Source organism: Sarcina sp. DSM 11001 (assembly GCF_900101015.1).
Lineage (GTDB): Bacteria > Bacillota > Clostridia > Lachnospirales > Lachnospiraceae > CAG-791.
In genome coordinates this window covers 107,602-126,910 of record NZ_FNFZ01000012.1, presented here as the reverse complement: position 1 = coordinate 126,910, position 19,309 = coordinate 107,602, and the positions used below count along the sequence as shown (strand labels likewise).

General features: G+C 43.1%; 18 protein-coding genes. 1 reads left to right on the top strand and 17 read right to left on the bottom strand.

The window, feature by feature from the left end; genetic code table 11:
• Positions 1 to 538: 538 nt before the first annotated feature.
• Together BLT02_RS08290 and BLT02_RS08285 are read right to left on the bottom strand one after the other, a co-directional pair.
• Positions 539 to 1,450, bottom strand: a complete 912-nt coding sequence (locus BLT02_RS08290) for a transposase (protein WP_175453746.1) — start codon at positions 1,448 to 1,450, stop codon at positions 539 to 541.
• A gap of 177 nt (positions 1,451 to 1,627) precedes the next feature.
• Positions 1,628 to 2,626: a glycosyltransferase family 2 protein gene (locus tag BLT02_RS08285; protein WP_092993632.1), complete on the bottom strand. Its 999-nt coding sequence runs from the start codon at positions 2,624 to 2,626 to the stop codon at positions 1,628 to 1,630.
• 857 nt (positions 2,627 to 3,483) lie between these two features.
• Between BLT02_RS08285 and BLT02_RS08280 the strand changes: the two genes are divergently transcribed.
• On the top strand, positions 3,484 to 5,085 hold the full coding sequence (locus BLT02_RS08280) for a transposase (protein WP_092993629.1): 1,602 nt from the start codon (positions 3,484 to 3,486) through the stop codon (positions 5,083 to 5,085).
• A 142-nt stretch (positions 5,086 to 5,227) separates the two neighbouring features.
• Here the strand turns inward: BLT02_RS08280 and BLT02_RS08275 are convergent, their stop codons facing one another.
• The 15 genes from BLT02_RS08275 to BLT02_RS08205 form a co-directional block, all read right to left on the bottom strand.
• Positions 5,228 to 6,289, bottom strand: coding sequence for an NAD-dependent epimerase/dehydratase family protein (locus BLT02_RS08275; protein ID WP_092993627.1), 1,062 nt, complete (start codon positions 6,287 to 6,289; stop codon positions 5,228 to 5,230).
• 10 nt (positions 6,290 to 6,299) lie between these two features.
• On the bottom strand, positions 6,300 to 7,016 hold the full coding sequence (locus BLT02_RS08270) for an IspD/TarI family cytidylyltransferase (protein WP_092993624.1): 717 nt from the start codon (positions 7,014 to 7,016) through the stop codon (positions 6,300 to 6,302).
• Positions 7,013 to 8,230, bottom strand: a complete 1,218-nt coding sequence (locus tag BLT02_RS08265) for a CDP-glycerol glycerophosphotransferase family protein (RefSeq protein ID WP_092993621.1) — start codon at positions 8,228 to 8,230, stop codon at positions 7,013 to 7,015. The genes BLT02_RS08270 and BLT02_RS08265 overlap by 4 nt, the downstream gene beginning before the upstream one ends.
• A 24-nt stretch (positions 8,231 to 8,254) precedes the next feature.
• Positions 8,255 to 8,809 carry an acyltransferase gene (locus BLT02_RS08260; protein ID WP_092993618.1) on the bottom strand — a complete coding sequence of 185 codons (555 nt, stop codon included), beginning with the start codon at positions 8,807 to 8,809 and terminating at the stop codon, positions 8,255 to 8,257.
• Positions 8,793 to 9,977: an O-antigen ligase family protein gene (locus BLT02_RS08255; protein WP_092993615.1), complete on the bottom strand. Its 1,185-nt coding sequence runs from the start codon at positions 9,975 to 9,977 to the stop codon at positions 8,793 to 8,795. Before BLT02_RS08255 ends, BLT02_RS08260 begins: the two co-directional genes overlap by 17 nt.
• Before the next feature lie 22 nt (positions 9,978 to 9,999).
• Positions 10,000 to 10,896, bottom strand: coding sequence for an ATP-grasp fold amidoligase family protein (locus tag BLT02_RS08250; RefSeq protein WP_092993612.1), 897 nt, complete (start codon positions 10,894 to 10,896; stop codon positions 10,000 to 10,002).
• Positions 10,893 to 11,987, bottom strand: a complete 1,095-nt coding sequence (locus BLT02_RS08245; protein ID WP_092993609.1) for a glycosyltransferase family 4 protein — start codon at positions 11,985 to 11,987, stop codon at positions 10,893 to 10,895. The genes BLT02_RS08250 and BLT02_RS08245 overlap by 4 nt, the downstream gene beginning before the upstream one ends.
• An 11-nt stretch (positions 11,988 to 11,998) precedes the next feature.
• Positions 11,999 to 12,967, bottom strand: a complete 969-nt coding sequence (locus BLT02_RS08240) for an ATP-grasp domain-containing protein (RefSeq protein ID WP_092993606.1) — start codon at positions 12,965 to 12,967, stop codon at positions 11,999 to 12,001.
• Positions 12,960 to 13,493 carry a GNAT family N-acetyltransferase gene (locus tag BLT02_RS08235; protein WP_092993603.1) on the bottom strand — a complete coding sequence of 178 codons (534 nt, stop codon included), beginning with the start codon at positions 13,491 to 13,493 and terminating at the stop codon, positions 12,960 to 12,962. The genes BLT02_RS08240 and BLT02_RS08235 overlap by 8 nt, the downstream gene beginning before the upstream one ends.
• On the bottom strand, positions 13,477 to 14,160 hold the full coding sequence (locus BLT02_RS08230; protein ID WP_092993650.1) for a sugar transferase: 684 nt from the start codon (positions 14,158 to 14,160) through the stop codon (positions 13,477 to 13,479). Before BLT02_RS08230 ends, BLT02_RS08235 begins: the two co-directional genes overlap by 17 nt.
• Before the next feature lie 104 nt (positions 14,161 to 14,264).
• Positions 14,265 to 14,483, bottom strand: a complete 219-nt coding sequence (locus BLT02_RS08225) for a hypothetical protein (RefSeq protein WP_139187485.1) — start codon at positions 14,481 to 14,483, stop codon at positions 14,265 to 14,267.
• Positions 14,484 to 14,750: 267 nt separating this feature from the next.
• Positions 14,751 to 16,058, bottom strand: a complete 1,308-nt coding sequence (locus BLT02_RS08220; RefSeq protein ID WP_175453750.1) for a DegT/DnrJ/EryC1/StrS family aminotransferase — start codon at positions 16,056 to 16,058, stop codon at positions 14,751 to 14,753.
• A 277-nt stretch (positions 16,059 to 16,335) separates the two neighbouring features.
• Positions 16,336 to 17,379 carry a nucleoside-diphosphate sugar epimerase/dehydratase gene (locus BLT02_RS08215; RefSeq protein WP_092993597.1) on the bottom strand — a complete coding sequence of 348 codons (1,044 nt, stop codon included), beginning with the start codon at positions 17,377 to 17,379 and terminating at the stop codon, positions 16,336 to 16,338.
• A gap of 306 nt (positions 17,380 to 17,685) precedes the next feature.
• On the bottom strand, positions 17,686 to 18,381 hold the full coding sequence (locus BLT02_RS08210; RefSeq protein ID WP_092993594.1) for a hypothetical protein: 696 nt from the start codon (positions 18,379 to 18,381) through the stop codon (positions 17,686 to 17,688).
• 191 nt (positions 18,382 to 18,572) lie between these two features.
• Entirely contained in the window at positions 18,573 to 19,298 is a 726-nt protein-coding gene (locus tag BLT02_RS08205; RefSeq protein WP_092993590.1) for a CpsD/CapB family tyrosine-protein kinase, read from the bottom strand.
• Positions 19,299 to 19,309 lie beyond the last annotated feature (11 nt).

Here is a 19,309-nt window from a genome sequence, read left to right as displayed (position 1 = left end):
CCTCCTCCTGACACCAGTCCAGGGCGTATTGGATGGAGAAAGTGGCTATGCCCTCTTTCTCCATGGATAGCAATAAACTATCGTAGCAATCCTTGCTCATCCTTATGGCTCTTGGACCATACCTGTACTTTTCAATAGTTTTAATTACAATGGACGCATTCTTTTTTAAATGTATCATGCCGGTCTCCTTTCAAAATGAAATGGCGTTATACCGACATAGTACAGTTTAAATTGGTTTTATACGAACTTTTTCATGAGCCTACGCTGGCAGGAACTGTAATTCTTACGTGGAAGTTCGTATAAAAGCAGGGTTCGCATAAACAGGCCCACCGCATGGTATAGATTCGAAGAATATCCTCCAGAGAGCAACGCATATCGGTACACACAAAACATACCCACTGCTTTTTGTTGTTCCTGTTGCGGGCATATACAAGCTTTGCCGGAATGGAGTTTCCGCCCTGATCGGAGACTTTTACATTCACACAGAGAAGATATTTCGAGCATCCGGGACGCTTCCTGAAGCGGCTGTAGATCTCCTTTACGTCAAGGCTTTCACAGCGTCGTCTGTCGGATCAAGGACAGTATATCTGGTCTTATTTTTCTTGATCATCGCTATGACATCGGCACCGATATCTTTAAGAACGACAAGCTGGGTCGGGTTTGAAAACCATGTATCAAACAGGACGTAGTCAAACGGGATCCCTACCTTTTGCGCTTCCTGGACCATGGACTGGACAACTACTGTTCCCTTCTCCTTTGCCATGGCGCGGCGCTTTCCACGCAGTGTGCGTCTGTCTGCATGTTCATCCTTTCCGACCATCAGATGCTTTTTCCGTGTTGTCAGAAGGCTCTGAAGGAAGGGAATATAGGTTTCCCCATTTGACCATGCACCGGTCATCATGCGGAAACCGAGCCTCATTTTATTGTCGTTATGATCGAAGACTTTTGCGCACAGATCCGTTCCTTTACCGCCTGTGCGGCGGTACAGGGAATCATCAAAGATCAGGCTGTTCACGTGATCTTTGCCGGTCCGTGATTCGATATCCAGGATAACATTCTTTGCTGTCTCAAGCTGGAGGCGTTCCCAGTTAGCCTTCTTATTAAGGTCAAAGCGATAGAACGTGTCTTTGCTGTAATCACTGAAGAATGTACCTGTCTTGAACATGAGATAAGGGCTTGCCGCAGTATGAAAGCAGGCAAGGATCTTATCGGTAAGAAGCTTTTTAGCACTGACACACCTGGGAAGCACTTTTGAAGTTTCGACATCCCCGATCAGACGAAGAATGGGGTTATCGGCGTACTCGTAATCTCTCTTCTCGGTGAAAGAATCGACTATCTTACGGATACTGCATCTGCGAAGGAGGTCGCAGTCTATGTACTTGTTGATAAAACCGTTGATGCCGTCCAACAGCTGTTTGCTATTATCAAAGATTTCTGCTATGCTATTCATGGTGTAAGCCTCTTGGATATGCATGGTTTTGTCGTTATTACCATTTTAGCATACCGCTACGGCTTGCACCTTTTTTGTTGTAAGTATTCCCTTTATTTATAAGGGTTTGAGCGCAGTCTCAGACTGCGAAGTATGAGTTACTAATAGCACTCCAAAACCACTCATTACAGTTTCAAATCATTGTTTTTTTCTACACAAGTTAAGAATGGATTTAATATGAACAATCAAATTTGGATTATATCGGCATATGATAAACTCCATCTTTCCACCACAAGAATCTAGGGCGCTCTTATAATATGAAATGCAATCTTCTCTATCCACTGCACATGCTGCTTCTTTGCATTTTTGAATATACTGTCTTTTAACGTTGATATTTGCTGAACTTTCTTCTATTTTCTTTATCACCTGTGTGATAGCAACTTTAATTCTTTTTACACCCACCTCCGGGAAAGTGCTTTTTATTCTATGATAAATATAAATATTGTTATTTAATAAATCTAAGCATTTTTCATTTATATCACCTGAGACTACATTTCCCACTCTATTAATGACATAATTATAGTAATTATCTACAACAACAACTGCAGACTGACATTTTTTCAGAGCTTCTAGCAAATAGACGGTATCTTCTCCGTAAACCAAATTTTCATGGAAAAAAATATCAACTAATACATCTCTTTTGAATATTTTGTTCCAAAGAACTCCACTTTTAGAAAATATCTTGTAGAAAATATCTTTCCCATATAGAACCGTACCATTGGACAATGCTTTCCAATTATTCACTTCTTCTATATGGGCAACCTTATCGCCATCCAAATAAACGCGTTTCTCATTAAAAACAGCAAAATCAGAACCTGATTCTTCAAGGAAACATAGAATCTTCTCAAACATATTTGGTTCAATCCAATCATCGGCGTCTACAAAGGAAATATATTCGCCTGAACATTTTTTTAACCCTTCGTTCCTCGCAGAAGATACTCCACCATTTGCTTTATGAATGACTAGAATGCGTTTATCTTTAGATGCGAACATATCGCAAATTACGCCAGATTTATCTACTGACCCGTCATCTATTAAAATGAGTTCAATATCTGTATATGTTTGACCTAGAATGCTTTCTATGCATCGAGGCAAGTATTTTTCAACATTATATACTGGCACAATCACCGATATCATTGCAAGTTTCCTTTCTGTCACGGTTACACTTTTTTTGTACATCCATTATTTTATTAAGCCCTTCTGTTATAGTTATTGAAGGGTTCCATCCAGTAAAGCTTTAGTCGCTTTACTATAGCCTGTGAATATTCCATTTCGAAAAACCACTGAAACCGATGAAGTTGGTCACTTACTCCGCATGAATTTATCAGTGATTCCATCGAAATTGGCCTCCCATTGCAGGATGATTGTACATTGACAACTGAACAAATGAAATGGTATCCAAATCTTGCTTTTCTATGCACTGGAGAATAGGGCAACGGTGGAGGCCGCCCCGAATACCAATGCAGAATTTACAAAGGAAAGTGATGCCAGTGGGTGTCTCTTTTTTTATTCTCATTCAAAACAGTACTTTCCTATGGAATACACAAAGCAGAAAACCCCGGGGCTGGGCAGAGCACAGTGAGCCAAAGGTGCCTCTACTGAATTGTTCTCTTTCTTTTGAGCAAAGAATTATCAAAAGAAACGATGATCTTGTGTGAATCACCGCAGAGCGATCACGGATGCATCCGCTGTTATTATATTAGTTACTTGTCCATCCAAGATCAGTAAACTGAGAACAGAGGATGTAATTTTTCTAGTATTCCAACAATGACAACTGTGATCATTCTTCGGAACACTTTCTTTCCAATTGATTTTTCATAATTGGTCTCTTTCTATCCAGTCTATAATATGATGTTGGGGTCAAAAGCCCCCAGTTTTGTTGCTTAGCACATTGCTAAGCGGCTATTAGCAACCACCTTGAAAACTGAATATAGATTATGTATAAAACCGTCTTCGTGGTATACTGTAAGTATCAACGAAGCGAGGTAAGCACTATGTCATTCCGCAAGAATCCAGCCCAGCAGATGTCTCTTTTTGACAGTACATATAACCTCACAGAGCGTGAGAAAAAAGCACTTGAAAGAAGCTGGGCGAAAGTATTTTCAGAAGACGTCTTTCCATACATTGACGAGGAACGTTTCTCAATCCTTTATTCCGATAAGGGATCCAGACCGAACACGCCGGTCAATGTGATCGTTGGAGCCGAGATCATCAAAATGCTTTTTGATTATTCGGATGACGAAATGGTCGATAACCTGATGCTTGATCCCCGATTTCAGCTGGCACTCCATACCACAAGTTTTGAAGAACAGCCACTCAGTGACAAAAGCCTTTCCAGGTTCCGTCGCAGGTGTTATGACTACGAACAGACCCATGGAGTTGACCTGTATCATGATTGTGTGACCGGCCTTGCCGAAGCAAGTGCACGGATGATGGGTATAGACAAGCGGATCCGCCGGATGGATTCCCTCATGGTGGAAGCCAACATCCGGAAGCTGAGCCGCATGGAACTAATCTATACCTGTATCGCCAAACTGATCCGTTACCTTCATAAGAACGGTCATGATGACATGATCGGGTATATGGAACATTACTATGATCCCAATGATCTCAACCGTGTCATCTACCACAGCCGCAGCACTGATGTCGACAAAAGGATCGCCGTCCTTCTCAAGGATGCGGACCTCCTTCTGGAAAAATGCGGCAATGACTTCGAAGAGATCACTGAATATCAGCTTTTTGTCCGCTGCCTGAGCGAGCAGACGATCGTGGAAGCCGGGAAAAGGCGCCTCCGTACAAAAGAAGATGGCGGAATGAATTCCTCGATCATGCAGAACCCGTCTGATCCCGATGCAACATACCGGGAGAAAGCAGGGAAAAAGCATCGGGGCTATGCAGCAAATGTTGAGGAATCTGTCGGGAAAAACGGTTCTGTTGTCACAGACTATCAGTTTGATTCAAACAACAAGAGCGACAGCGGATTTTTCCAGGAGCACATTGAAAAGATCGGGCCTCAGGAAGAGAAAACCATCATTTCAACAGATGGAGCATACAGTGGTGAAGAAAACACCAGTCTTGCCGCCAAAAACAATATCGATCTGGTGACAACAGACCTGACCGGAAAAGATGTAGATCCGGTCATGGGTGCATTCGAACTTAATGAAGACGGTACCAGAGTCCTTCACTGCCCAAGAGGGTATGAGCCAAAATCCAACTGGTACAATAAGGCGACCGGTATTATCAATGTTTCATTCGAAAGAGATAAATGTGCGGACTGTCCGTTTGCAATGCACTGCAGGCCGAAGATCTTTAAAAGGGTAAGCAAACTTACTGTTTCCCGCAAGATGGTGAACCGTGCACATGCGCAGGCCAGAATGAATACCGAACAGTTTAAGCTCCTTGCCAGGATCAGGAATGGCGTGGAAACAGTTCCTTCAGCGTTGAAGAATATCTACGATGTTAACCACATGCCTGTCCGGGGGAAGATCCCCTGTAAGCACTTCTTCGGAAGCAAGATAGCGGCACTGAACTTCAGAAAACTCCTCCGGTTCCGGCAGGGGACGGGTCACTATGGCCAAAACCCGCTGCTTGTCTGAATAAAGGTAGGAGATATCCTGACCATCCAGTGGGAAACACATCCATTTTCATTTCTACATGCGAATCCATACGCGATCTATATTCAGTTTTCAAGGTTTTTGGAAAAAAGGCGTTTCACGCCTGAGGGTTTTGACCCTTACATCATAATATGTCCTTAAGAATACGTATCGTTCTTTCCATTCCTAAATTAATATCATATTTGGGCTTCCAACCAAGTGTCTGAAGCTTGTGACCATCTAACCGTGCTTTAGTAGCGGTGCTATAACCGGCAGCTTCAACTGCATCAGGGATTTCAAACATCACTTTTTTGCCACTAATCCCTGCGATGATCGTTGCAAGATCTTTAAGCATAATGTCACTATGCTCTTCTGCGATGTTATAAGCTTCTCCATTCTCCCCCTTTAGCAAAATAGTCAGGAGACCAGCAACGGCATCAGCAACATATGTATAGCTATATAACTGCGTTCCAGCTGATTTCAAAACGATGTTCTCACCAGAAATCCCCTTTTTTATAAACTGACTTATTGCCTTCGTATCGGACATTAGCATTGTTGGACCATAAGAACGGGTAGGCCTCGGTATAACAACATCCAAACCTTTCTGAGCTTTATATGCCTGACATAGAGCCTCACCGCAACGCTTACTTTCCGGATATCCAGCTCTCATTGTGTTGGAATTTATATAGCCACAATAGTTCTCGTCAAAGAACTCCACGTCCCCACGGTTTTCGCCATATATTTCGTTTGAAGATGCAAATGCAAAACGGGTAGCATAATGCTTTACGGCAAAATCAAGAAGATTCTGAACACCGATAATATTCGTAGTTATCGTACCGATAGGATCGGTTGAATACTGCATGGGGTGAGTATTAGATGCAAGATGAAGGATATAATCAACTGTACCCAGGTCACTCCGTTCAAACGGCAACTTCACATCATAAGGAATAAAGATGAAATGTGAATCATCTGCATACTTGCTGAACCGTGTCTTTGCTTTTTCTTCATTGCGACCTAGAGCATATACGGTACAATTTAAACCATCGGCAATATTCTTTTCGAGAAGGACATCAACAAGAAAACTGCCAATCATTCCCGTAGCACCGGAAAGCATGATGCTTTTGCCTTTGAGCTTTTCCCAAGGAAGAGGTAATGATCCTACATAGTGGATATCTTCCATGTACAGTCCATTATTATATAGATTCATGAATAACCCCTTATTTCAGCCAATTATCTTTATCTGATTTGAGATATGCCTTAAACATCTCTAAATCGTCTTTAGTTGTCAACTTGATATTTTTATCTGAACCGGCTGCAAAGAACAGCCTTACTCCTAACTCAACCATCATGGTGTTTGTATAATGAGAACCGTAAATGCCTATCTCTTTCTCATAAGCTTCCTGATACTTGGAATCAAGCAAATCAAACCGATAAGCTTGGGGTGTAGATACTCTACGGAGAGTTTCTCTTGGAATAAACTTCGTTGTACTAATCTCATCGTCAACCAGGAATATCTGCTCATTATAAGGGAGAGATGTAACAGCATTTCCATATTGTTTCGCTTTAACAATTACGTCAGTTAAAACGGTTTCATCAACAAGAGGTCTTATTCCATCATGAATGATGATGATGTCGTCGTCGGAGACTTTACCCTCAAGATTATAAACTCCGTTTCGGATCGATTCTTGTCCCGTCTTTCCGCCTGAGACAATCCACTTTAGTTTTGTAATATTGAATTGTTTTGCATATGCCCAAACCACATCGTGCCAGCCATCAATGCACACAACTTCTATAGCATCGATCTGAGGATGCTTTTGAAAACCTTCGAGTGTATAAATCAGAATGGGTTTATCGTATACATTAATAAACTGCTTAGGGATATCCTGCCCCATTCTGCTACCGGATCCTCCGGCTATAATAATTGCTGTCGTCATTCTTCTTGCTCCAATCGTGCTTTGTTTTTCATAATTATGCTGACAACCTCTTCACTGGCTCGTCCAGTCTCACAAACTCCATAAAATTCCCGAATCGCAGCACAGTTTTTTTCTATTGAGTCTGTATCTACTTCATTTATTATCTTTACAGCTTCATCAAGGTTGTGTGCAACATAATAAGGAGTATCCTTCATATCAAAATAAAGGGTTCTATCCTTTGTTGTGTATGAATCGATGTCATCCTGATAAAGAAGAATAAAATGGTTAGTTAAAGCAAAATCCCCAGCGCAAGAGGAGTAGTCAGTTATCATCATATCTGATATCATAAGTAAATCAGCAATATCAGGGCAAGCAGTAACATCTATGAATTTCTTCTCGTCCACGTTTACTGTCATTTTTAATTCACGACCAGCATGTGCTTTCAAAAGACATATCCACTGTTCACCCGTTTTCTTCTCTACCGCGCTGAGAATAGCAGAAAGATCGATGTCAGAAGCAACCACTTCATGTGTTCCCTCATGGTCCCTAAATGTAGGAGCATAAATCAGTACTTTTGTATCTTCAGAGATTCCAAGTTTTCTCTTAATAGCTAACGCAGCTTGGGGATCGGGAATTACTAAGCAGTCATTTCTCGGAAGTCCATGAGCGATGATTTCACCGTTATAGCCTATCGCCGAACGGATTTTAGGTATAAACCATTTCGCTCCGGTAAGAAAAAAATCGCATATTTCAGATTCAATTAGTTGGCGGCCGCTTGTGCTTTTCTTTATAATATCCAAGTCAACAGCATCTTTGCCAAACTTTTTAAATCCCTTATCTCCATGCCATGTCTGTATATATAGTTGGCCTTTTCTTTTTAGTGTCCCGTTAGGAAGTGTGGTACTACAAATCCAAGCTGCAGCAGTAGCCATTTCACGTAAATATTCATCTGATTCAAAAACAACAGGATGAATATATTCTGGGATAGAATTTTTATCATCGGGAGAACCATATGCCCATACAAGTTTTATATCAGGATAACGTTTATGTATATATTCTGCTATAGCACGAGGATTATCCCCATAACCTCCTCCAGACCGATAGAAAACAACTTTATCTGGCTCTAACGGAAACTTTCCGTACTTCTTCATTGATGCTATGTTTCTTTGTTCCCTTGCTCTATACGCTAATGCTGCAAGCAACTTGTTTTTTTTGACAAATGACTTTACACTCATATCGGTTTGTCCTTCCCCGATCCTTTACTTATACTGCTTAGTAGCAAGCTCTTTCTTGTTATATCCGATGGAATTAGCAGGAACTTCACCCATTACTACTGTGCCTGCCGCAATAACTGCGTTATCACCAATAATCGCGCCTTTAAGGATAACAGCATTTGCCCCGATCCAGACATTATTACCGATAACCACTTCTTTCTCCTTAAAGGCATCACCGTTCATTACATCAGACCCTCTAAAATCGTGGTCGTGATCAAAGATAATAACATTAGGGCCAAATGTGCAGTCTTTCCCGATTGAAACGCTCTTCCTGGCAACAAAAATGCAGTTATAATTAATGGCTGTATTATCACCAATAGTAAGGACTCCACCAGGGGTAACACTTAGGCGGGAACCAGAATGCACCCGGAGTTTATTCCCGAGCACCATCTTGCCGCCCTTGTGAATATTGATCATTGTTGAAGGCGAGAATCGTTCAATGGGACAGAAAGAGAACTCCTTCCACCGGATCAGTTTGATCAAACAGAACTTTATCAGCGACCACAGAACTGATATGATGTTTTTAAGTTTTTTGAACATTGATCTCACCTCCACCGTTAGATAGCTCTTCACTCCGCTGTTTAGCTATTACGGCAATGAAAGCAATTGGGATCCAAAACGCTAATCTTCTAAAAGCGAATCCAGCCATACTATAGACATAAACGCTCACCATAATTGGCAATAAAAGAATGTTTCCTTTAATAATTTTAGCTATTAATCTTCCACTAAATAATAAAAGTGTAATGAATCCAACAATTCCAGATGCAGCATATATTTCAAGATAACTGTTATGAAACTCTTTCATTCCAGAATAGGATATGGCATGCATTCCCGGACCAAGTCCAAATATAGGGCTTTTCACGAACATCTGCTTAAATGAAGACCATATATAAAAACGTCCTAGGCCATTTGCGTCAGACGCAACCCACTCATAAACCATGTTATATATAATATTACGGAATATCACAGCAATTAACAGTCCAAGAGTAACTTCAATAAAAATGATTGCAGTCCGAGCTTTTGAATTATTAATATTTAACACAGTCAAAATAATAGCCAGAGTAAATAGTCCCAAGAAAATTGAAGCTAAACCTGTCGATGATTTTGACTCAGTTTCAAGAAATACCGCTAGAATAAACAAAACTGCATATTTAAATGTCTTTTCCCCAGAGAAAATCTGTCTCACGAACCAGAAAGCAATGACACATAGCAAAACAGCAACTTGGTGCGGGTTTGTCCCTCCACCACTATATCTAGCATAATACCACAGGGGAGCACCTAGAAATGAGCGGCTAACAGTACGTGAGAACACATATAAAAAACCATACCAGCAGGCAGAAAATATACACATCTTATCAAAAACAAACTCGTTATAAGCGACTGAATTGACTTGAATTCTTCTATATACTGTACATGCTATAAATGCCAGATATAACCATGTTGCCCAACCACTTACCGTTAATTCTGCTGGAGAAACCGCTATACATATCAGAGTTCCTATAAACATACTTATTAGATAAGGTATAAAGAATTTCCTCAGCTCATCTAATTCAATCCTTTTAAAATTTATATATCTTAATGCCCATATAAAGCACAGCAGTTCAGCTGGCCCGACTTTGGCAATGCGCAGTCCGGTCATAGGTGCAAGAGTAGCTCCAATAACCAAAAGCCAATCCCACTGCCGAATCTTAATACGTTGATTCATCATCACAACCCCAAGCGTCCCAAAGCTATTTCATAGTTATCAATTCAAAATCTTTTCCAAACCAGAAATCCGCCTCATCAGGTGTATACTGAACATATCCACTCCAAGGATAGAAAGTAAGCTCCCCGAAATACACCTTGCCGTCGACACTGTACAAATCTACTCTTACATAAGGAAAATCTCCCGAGAGTTTCGAGGCAACACGAAGCATCTCCTCAAGGTTATCCGGTCTTTCAATTTCCCTGTCGGATGCGGGGCAGTCACTCGTTACATGAAGGTTGTTCCATTCGGTATCATAAAAGTTTCGCTTATGGCCGATATAGCGATCAACGTCAACGATAATGAATTCCGGCTTGCCCGAATAACAGAAGATCTTATAGTCGTTCACACCGGCTTCCGGCTTATCTCTATTGACTAATAATTCTTCTACGACAATACCGGGTTCCGAACCATAGTACGCCCATTCACGGCCACCATAATTGGACTTCTTCTTCTTGCACTGAAGTTTCTGATTGATTTCTGGAATATTAAGCTTCGACTTATCCGGGCATACAACTACATTAAGCCCGCCACCGCCATTTTGTGTTTTAACAACAAACTGGTCGGGCAGTTTATCCCACTCGACTTGCTCAATTGAATCGTAATGCGCATAAAGTGGAACGAGTATATTTTCTAACCCCTTTGCCTTCACATATTCCCGAACCTTATACTTATCCACGCACTGATGCATGACTGGATTTCTGTAATTGATCTTGTACCATTGGAGTTTTTCAGAAAACCTGACTGGATTATCCAGATTCAGCTTTCTTCCCAACTTAATTCTATATTGCAATTTCAACATTGGAGCATCCGGCAAGAAACTCAGCATTTTAAGCGCAGCCGCTCTCATTGCAGGTGTCTTCAAAAACTTCTTGTAATTCATCGTATATTTGCCTTTCTGACTTCTTCCAGGTACTTCCGAACGACAATATTCCTGTCAAATTCTCGTTCAACCTTAGCCCTACCAGCCAATCCCATGGCCTTCTTCTCTTCCCAGCTGAGCTTCAAGAACTTTTCGATCTTCTCAATCAGATCCTGATTGTCACGCTGCTTTACTACAAAGCCATTTACACCATCATCCACAATCTCTCGACATCCAGGGCGATCAGTAGTGATGATAGGACGGCCACATGCGCAAGACTCTAATAGTACGTTACTCATCCCCTCCGGATAGAAGGAGGGATGGACTGTGCAACTACACAGCCTATGCATTCCAATAACATCCTCAATTTTGCCATGATAAATGATCGTTTCATCATTAGCTAATTCATGTAAAACACTTTCGTAAGCATCTTCGCACGCACCACAGACATGGAATCTTGTTTCCGGGTATCTTGATCTTATTTCTCTCGCAGCATTAAGATACTGATCTATGCCTTTCTCCTTCACGACGCGTGATATAAAAACAAAGTCTACAGTATCTCCCTGCGGATACGGCTGTACTGTAAACTTTTCAAGATTAACACCGGATCCAGGAAGAAGATCATAATTTTTGACCATTCTTCGTTCAATCATAAAATCTCGATTAGATGTGTTCTGGAAGAAAACTTTTTGTGCCTTGCGAAGGCCATATCTATAAAGAGGAATTGTTATCTTCTGAAGAAGCCCACCATTCTCAATTGCTGGGCCCAAACCAGTAATGTTAGCTATATACGGTATTCCTAATGAAGCAGCCGCTATTCCGGCATAAACATTGGGCTTAATGGTATAGGTAAGAACAATCTTGGGTTTTATCTCCTGCATTTGTTTCTTATAATAAGAAACAAGCTTCATTTCCTTCAGAGGATTGGTTCCATGCCGATCCAAATTCATCAGAATCACTTTTGCGCCTGCAGCTTCAAGTACTTCTTCTCTCCCGTTGTCTGATGCGAGAATTATGACATCATAATCTTTTGATAATGTCGCAATTAATTCGCTTCTGAAGCTTGCAAGCCCACCAGTCACATTACTCACAATTAGAATCTTTTCCCGCATCAGGTCTAACCTCACATCTTTACGATTTTCACTTCGTTATATTTCATCATGTAGATGCCTTCTTCGTAGGCACCGATATTTTTCTCGTTTACTATGCCCTGCAGATTGTTCAGAATCAGCTTCATATGATCGCAGCCAGACTCATATGCGTGCGGATACCCTCCACCAAATCGAGGATTCACTTCGCTGATGTAATACTGACCCTCAATCTCAAAGATATCAATGTCAATCTGTCCCCGGTATCCAGCTTCATTCACGAACTTCTCAATCAGCGCAAATAACTCTGGATCCTTAAAGCTGACCGCCTTGTCCGTCTCACCGGCACGCATTTTAATCTTTTCCTTTGTGAAAATGGATACTACTTCTCCGCTGATAAGATCGATGTACACATCCGCGCCGATCTCTTGACCATCAAGGAACTCCTGAATCATCAGGTCATCCTCGTGGGCAAAGAGAAGATCAACGGTTTCCTTGTCATAGACTTTTGAGATGCTTATACTTGCACTCCCTCGATACGGCTTCACAAAGACGGGATACGAAACCTCGCCAGCATCTACAGCCCTGTAGAACTCATCCTTGTCCATCCAGGAACGAGCGCAGTTATACCCGTGAGCCTTCAGCCACTCGTACATCTGCATCTTGTCCAGAGCCATTTCACAGAGGTCGTAGGATGAGCCGATAATCGTTGTACCAACCGCCTTAAACTTCTCTTCATTGGCTGCAAGCAAGCTTAGCTCCGGATCGATAAGGCTAAGAACGCCGCTAATCTGTTCTTTCTTACAAATCTCAAGAATCTTGTCTATGTAACCTTCTTCTGTGATTGGAGGAACAATGAAATATTTATCAGCGTCATAGATGGCAGGACTTAAAGTGCTCGCATCCGTAGCTACAACGGTTCCGACGCCGTCAAAAGTCCTCTTAAAATACTGTACGATTTTATTCCGCGTTCCAGCGGCAAGGATTAGAATATTTTTATTCATCACGCCACCCACAACTCCAGTTCTCTTTCAGAATTGCATATCTTTTGCGATCAATTAGTTTCCCATGATGTAAAAGATCTTCACGAAACAAGCCTTCACAAGTCATTCCAACATGCTCATAAAGGCCACACGCCTTCTCATTATCAGCATCTACTGTGAGATATACTTTGTTTAGCCCTAAATCTAAAAAAGCATATTCTAATATGAGCATTGTCGCCTTTGTTGCAATTCCTCTTCTTTGATATGAAGTATTCCCTACCGTTATGTAGTACTCCGCTTTTTGATTCACTTTGTCTATAGCCAGCAATCCTATGACTCCTACAGGTTGTCCGTCATATTCGATGGTGCAATCCACTCTATGAGCATTGTCCTTCTGATGAAACCAACGCAGCGTTTTCCCATACTCAATAGGAATATCGTAATGAAGATATTGATTGTTTTCAGGATTATTTATCCACTCGACTTTTAGTCTGATATCTTCTTCTGCAAAATCTCGGAGTGAGACTGAATCAATTGATTTTTGCATTAGCCTTCTCCATTCTCTCTTTTCTTTGATCAATAAACTTTCCCGCTTTGAACTCTGATCCAACTTGAATGTCTGATCGTTTCACTGTTTTTATAAATGTCTCTTTTACTATTTTTGCGTCGCCGAAAAAGGTGATTTTCGAGACATATTGGACGTCATAAGATAATTTAGTGTCCCAGCTAATTGCATTGCGTCCGTTAACCTGGGCCAAGCCGGTCAAGCCCGGTCTCACATCGTGACGATGGTGTTCTTCATCTGTGTAGTACGGTAAGTACTCAACCAGTAACGGTCTTGGACCCACTACTGACATATCGCCCTTGATAATGTTCAGAAGCTCTGGAAGCTCATCTAAAGAAGTTGAGCGAAGAACACGGCCAAACTTCGTGAGGCGAACATCGTCCGGTAGCAACTTTCCATTCTCATCTCGCTGATTTGTCATAGAGCGGAACTTATAGAGCTTGAATATCTTCTCATCCTTTCCAGGACGGTCTTGTGTGAAAAGCACAGGAGAGCCCAGTTTAACTCTCACAAGGATTGCAGTTACAAGCAGAACAGGTGAAAGCACGATGAGTGCACCCGACGAGAGGAATGCATCAAGAAACCGTTTAAATAAGCGCTCATAAAGTCCGTAAGGTTTATGATTGTATGATTTAGTAAATAGCTCCATTACCAGGGCAATAAATCCTACACACGCCGCTAACAGAATAATGGCGATTATTATTTTTAGAATTATCATCAACTTACTTCCTCATCTATTGGCCTATGATTTCTCTACATTTCCTTCATGTACACATCGGGATGCTGCAGGGAGTGCTTTTTACTGGGCAGAGTATTTTCTTCTTCGAGCCGCCATCTTTCGCTAATCAGTGTCCAGTCATTGGGATACATCTGTTTGAAGGTAGCGATAAAGCTTTCCTCATCAGCATCTGTTCCGACCGCTTCAAATACGGCGGAAATCTTGTCTTTCTTACGGCTTATGAAACAGCTCATTGTGAATACCCCAGTCATACTCAGCAGATGTACATATGACTTCCTCATTTATATGCAGTCGATGCCTTATTCTCTATCTGACCACCTGATGCATATGCGGCAGATGCTACTTTTTCTCTGTACAATCCTCATGCATATCCAGCAGATGTCGATATGACCCCTCATGCATATGCGGCAGATTCACTGTAACCGCCTGATTGATGCTCAGCCGATGCGTTTTCTTGCTATCTGATCGCCTTATGCACATCCAGCCGACACGGCCTGACATCACCGAAAACACCTATGAATGATCTCAATAATCACGTCCTGCTGCTCCGGAGTCATCTTGTTATCCGAAGGTAAGCACAACCCTCTGCGGAAAATATCGGCCCCAACGTCCTCAAAAGTGCCTGAAATATAAGCATTTGTACGCCCTCGACCGTTTCCGGAAGCTGTTATAAAGGGATTCGTCCTATATATCGGCTGCATATGCATGGGCTTCCAAATTGGCCTTCCTTCAGCACCAAACGCCGCTATAGCAGCTAAAATCTCACCGGGGCTTGACTTCCCAGCTTCGTGTGTCCATAACTCATCCTGCTCGCCTCGAACAAAAGGTGCCATAGCCCCTTCCTCTATCAACATACACGACAGCCAGTAATTAGGTTGCGTTGTATATGGGTCAAAAGGATTCATACTCACCGGCAAATCCCTCAAACCTTCCTTATACCGCTCGTATATCCTCCTCTTCTGTTCTATATGTTCCTCCAGATAGGGAATCTGGCCCCTGATCACACCCGCGATGATATTACTCATCCGGTAGTTATAGCCGATCTCCTCATGCTGATACCAGGAAGCCGCTTCTCTACTCTGCGTGCTCCATTTCCGGACTTTGTCAGCATCATCCTTGGAATCAGTCAGGAACAACCCTCCGGCTGATCCCGTGATGATTTTATTTCCATTAAAACTGATCGCGTTGTAATCGCCCAGTATGCCGGTCTCTACCCATTCATTTCCAAGCTTATACCTGGCACCCAGACTCTCTGCTGCGTCCTCTACTATCAATGCCCCATGCGCATCGGCTATTCTCTTTATCTCCTCCATCTTCGCGGGAGTACCATAGAGATGGGCTACCACAATCAGCCTGACATCCGGATATAGCTCAAAAGCCCTCTTCAATGCTTCCGGGGACATATTCCAGGTATCGGGCTCTGTATCAATAAACACGGCTTCACCATCTTCATAAGCCACAGGATTTATACTCGCATCGAAAGTCATATCAGAACAGAATACTTTTTTCCCTTCCAACGTTCCGTGATTAGGCCTCGCCTGTCCATACAGTCTCTCACCGGCCAATTTCGTTGCCAGATGAAGGGCAGCCGTACCGCAACTCAGTCCAACTGCGTACCTGCATCCCAGATACTCAGCCATCTGCTTTTCTACTTCATTAATATTCGCGCCGACTGTAGAAACCCAGTTGGTCTGGATTGCTTCGTCGACCCACCGTCGCTCATCACCGTGCATAGTCGGAGACGAGAGCCAGATTTTGGATTCGAGCTTTTCAATTCCTTTAAAACGCGGATCATTCAAAAAATCCATCATTTACTCCCTTGTAATCTTCTAATCCCCTGTAAATCCGTATCTATACTTCAATCATTTCTTCATGTACAATCCACTGGTACCGCTAAAGAAAAATAACGCGCTTGAATTCTCAAAAAGCAGGGTCTTCGGATCCTGCTTTTTGAGCCCTCAAACGCAGTACTTTTCAGATGCCTTAGAAGGATAGCAGATTAGTTTTACCCTGCTCTTTCCCTCCGCTTTCCGTCTACTGTAAGTGAGGTCTTTCCTGATTATCCTTAAGGGTATTACCCGGGGTTTAAAAGAAGCTAATCTTCTCCCCTGTTTCCTTCTCATAAGACTGGACCCAGGCTTCATTGACATTATTCAGCTTGACAAGGTCCTCTTCAATTCTCACCCTAAGAACGCCTTTGGCTGTAGAAGAAATCTCTTTAACAACGTATCCCCCCGGCCAGGCCATGGCAGCCTGCTCACCGTTCTCATAGTCCTGAGTCTTTCCCTTGTATCTGATCTGGACAGGACCGTCCGTAATGGTCATCAGCTGATTGAATCCGATCGCTGAGGTAACCTGATTGTAACCGGAGAAGTCCTGTACACCTATTTCCAGGTTTTTGCATATTTTGCGCGCTGTTTCTCTTTGTTCCGCAGACATGAGAGAATCCGCGATAATAGCAGTACGGACATTATATTTAGCTGCAGCAGCAGGGATGTCATCGAGACCGCCTACAACAGGAAGACCATAGAAAACAATGCCCTTCTCCTGATTGCGGCCGTCAATGACGCAGACAGGATGAGCAGCGTTATCTTTATCACTATAAATCTGCTGGAGAAAAATCCGCGAGGTCTCTCCCGCACCGATGATCATGACGTTCACTGACCCGATGTTTTTATTTCTGGTCAATCGGATGTATTCGCCCTTGAGGATCCGATAGGAGAATCTGACTGCCATCATCAGCATAAACTGGATCATTGCGCCGAGGGCATAGTAGGTCCTGGGCATTCTTCCAACTGTCATGAGTGTCCCTGCGATCTGAATAACACAGGTTATTATGTTTGCTTTTATGATCCGGTTGGCGTCGTTGATCCCCGCAAAGCGCCATATACCGTGGTAGAGTTTGAAGAAAGCAAATACAATGATACAGCATACCGTATATCCCGGCGCAAAACGATAAAACAGGGGGATATAGGGAACAGCCTCGGGATTAAATTGATGGTTTACATAAAACCGCAGCAACAGCGCCAGATAATAGGAAAAGTTGACAATAAAGATATCAACCAGGATCAAGCCAATCCGGAAGACCCATTTTATCAGGTTCTGATTTGTCTTCTGTTCGTTCTGCATTCAGACTCCTCTCTGTAGAGTGGTCATTAAGTGTAAAAAACTCCAGTCCTCCAGGTTTGTAACCGGCTAAGACTGAAGATCATTCAAGTAATATCCGTCTGCGAGATAGAAAAGGATAGCTGGTCAATATCCTCTGTGCTGCCGTCTATAATAAGTATTTAGAAACTATAAAGAGTATTCTTCAAAGTATGATCCCACAGGCATCTTTGAGACACAGACAGGAGAAAGGAAACCGGTCAGACTCCATTCTCGATTTCCTTTTCCTGTTATGTGTCATCATTTCCTACAGGAATGTTCAGGTATAGATCACTTGTAGATGATCTGACCCTTGAAGCCTGCTGCGATGGCATTCTTTTTAATCCTGTTGAATGTGACCGGCGTGCAGCATTTGCTGCTGACATAGATTTTCGCGCCACTGGTCAGTCCATTGAAGCAGCCATCTTCAAACACCATACGGCCGGAATACTTGGTATCGCCGTCAAGGGTGATGATCATATTCGACTTCTTTGTGCCTTTAAAGCAATCCTTCTGCAGTGTGAAGAAGGAACTGCTCAGATACAGTCTCTCGACATGAGCATTCAGGAACGCGTTCGCGCGAAGGGTGACCTTTTTCTCAGATCTGATTGCAAGATACTTTACGAAAGATCCTGTCTTGGTGTCGAAGATACCTGTGGTGCCGTTACCGAGGTGGGTAATCGGTACACGCTTATTGTCGATGTTCCTCGCAGTTCTGAGATGAAGCTCAGACTTGGCATCGCCATTCAGAGATGTGACAGCCCTGACAACAATGGTTTTCTGGCCGATCTTGGTCTTGACGACGTTGTGGATATGATCCTGGGAGTTAACGTCGAAGTCACTGGACTTGACATAACCGGGGTTCTTCGGCTTATTGTCATCAGGTTTTGTGGGGCTTGATACCGCCGTTGCAAAGACGGAAACACCCATGCTCAGGATCATAAGCGCGGTCAGGACGACAGACAACAGTTTCTTTTTCATGCACATAATGACACTTACCTCCTTTCATAGAATGGTTTTATTATAGAGAACCCGCGGTCGACGGGAACCTACCGGTAACAGATGAATGGCGGCTGTTTCCCGGTTCCTGTACAGGATCCGGACGCCGCTGTCAGCATTGTAACCCGATGTCATGGAAAAATCCACGATCTTCACGAGAAAAATGCTGCTATTGGCAATTATTTGGAAGTATAGTATTTATCCGTATAATACTTGCTGCCGTAATGGCGGCCGTAGTATCCCCCGTAGTACTTGCCGGAGCTGGCTCCGACCCGGTTGAGGGCGATGCCCAGGATCGGGCAGCCCGCGCGCTCAAGCTGGGAGATGGAGCTGCGGATGATGCTCCTGGGAGTCTCGCCGCTGCGAACGGTCAGGATCGCGCCGTCGCAGAAGTAGCCGACCCGCTCCGCGTCAGAGACGAGGCCGAGGGGCGGCACATCCATAAAGACGTAGCGGTATCTCTCAGCGAGGATATCCAGAAGTTCGCTGAAGCGCCTGCTCTCAAGGAGCATGGACGGGTTTACGATGTTGTTGGCGTTGGGGAGGATGTCCCCGTCGGGAAGGTCTGTGGTGAGGATGCAGTCCTCCAGCTTCTTGTTGTCGGAGAGATAATGACTGAGTCCCCACAGGTCCTTGCCGTCCTCGCGTTCAATCTGGTACTGCTCGACCAGGACAGACTTGCGCATGTCACAGTCGACAAAGATCGTCTTTTCACCGGCGAGCGCCATCTGTTTCCACAGGCTCATCGCGATGAAGCTCTTGCCTTCATTGGGTTCGGAACTGACGATCATGATCTTACGGATGTCGGTCCCGAAAAAGCTCACATTGATCCTGAGACGGTTGATGGCCTCCTCGATCGCGTACGGGAGTTTGGGATTCACTCCGATGATCGCTTTCGTATTCATAAATGTCTACT

What these genes read in the sequence shown, in the direction of transcription:
- BLT02_RS08250 (WP_092993612.1), bottom strand. Translation starts at nt 10,896, where the DNA reads ATGAATTACAAGAAGTTTTTGAAGACACCTGCAATGAGAGCGGCTGCG.
- BLT02_RS08265 (WP_092993621.1), bottom strand. Translation starts at nt 8,230, where the DNA reads ATGAGTGTAAAGTCATTTGTCAAAAAAAACAAGTTGCTTGCAGCATTA.
- BLT02_RS08245 (WP_092993609.1), bottom strand. Translation starts at nt 11,987, where the DNA reads ATGCGGGAAAAGATTCTAATTGTGAGTAATGTGACTGGTGGGCTTGCA.
- BLT02_RS08255 (WP_092993615.1), bottom strand. Translation starts at nt 9,977, where the DNA reads ATGATGAATCAACGTATTAAGATTCGGCAGTGGGATTGGCTTTTGGTT.
- BLT02_RS08225 (WP_139187485.1), bottom strand. Translation starts at nt 14,483, where the DNA reads ATGAGCTGTTTCATAAGCCGTAAGAAAGACAAGATTTCCGCCGTATTT.
- BLT02_RS08275 (WP_092993627.1), bottom strand. Translation starts at nt 6,289, where the DNA reads ATGAATCTATATAATAATGGACTGTACATGGAAGATATCCACTATGTA.
- BLT02_RS08205 (WP_092993590.1), bottom strand. Translation starts at nt 19,298, where the DNA reads ATGAATACGAAAGCGATCATCGGAGTGAATCCCAAACTCCCGTACGCG.
- BLT02_RS08235 (WP_092993603.1), bottom strand. Translation starts at nt 13,493, where the DNA reads ATGCAAAAATCAATTGATTCAGTCTCACTCCGAGATTTTGCAGAAGAA.
- BLT02_RS08290 (WP_175453746.1), bottom strand. Translation starts at nt 1,450, where the DNA reads ATGAATAGCATAGCAGAAATCTTTGATAATAGCAAACAGCTGTTGGAC.
- BLT02_RS08215 (WP_092993597.1), bottom strand. Translation starts at nt 17,379, where the DNA reads ATGCAGAACGAACAGAAGACAAATCAGAACCTGATAAAATGGGTCTTC.
- BLT02_RS08210 (WP_092993594.1), bottom strand. Translation starts at nt 18,381, where the DNA reads ATGTGCATGAAAAAGAAACTGTTGTCTGTCGTCCTGACCGCGCTTATG.
- BLT02_RS08280 (WP_092993629.1), top strand. Translation starts at nt 3,484, where the DNA reads ATGTCATTCCGCAAGAATCCAGCCCAGCAGATGTCTCTTTTTGACAGT.
- BLT02_RS08220 (WP_175453750.1), bottom strand. Translation starts at nt 16,058, where the DNA reads ATGGATTTTTTGAATGATCCGCGTTTTAAAGGAATTGAAAAGCTCGAA.
- BLT02_RS08240 (WP_092993606.1), bottom strand. Translation starts at nt 12,967, where the DNA reads ATGAATAAAAATATTCTAATCCTTGCCGCTGGAACGCGGAATAAAATC.
- BLT02_RS08230 (WP_092993650.1), bottom strand. Translation starts at nt 14,160, where the DNA reads ATGGAGCTATTTACTAAATCATACAATCATAAACCTTACGGACTTTAT.
- BLT02_RS08285 (WP_092993632.1), bottom strand. Translation starts at nt 2,626, where the DNA reads ATGATATCGGTGATTGTGCCAGTATATAATGTTGAAAAATACTTGCCT.
- BLT02_RS08270 (WP_092993624.1), bottom strand. Translation starts at nt 7,016, where the DNA reads ATGACGACAGCAATTATTATAGCCGGAGGATCCGGTAGCAGAATGGGG.
- BLT02_RS08260 (WP_092993618.1), bottom strand. Translation starts at nt 8,809, where the DNA reads ATGTTCAAAAAACTTAAAAACATCATATCAGTTCTGTGGTCGCTGATA.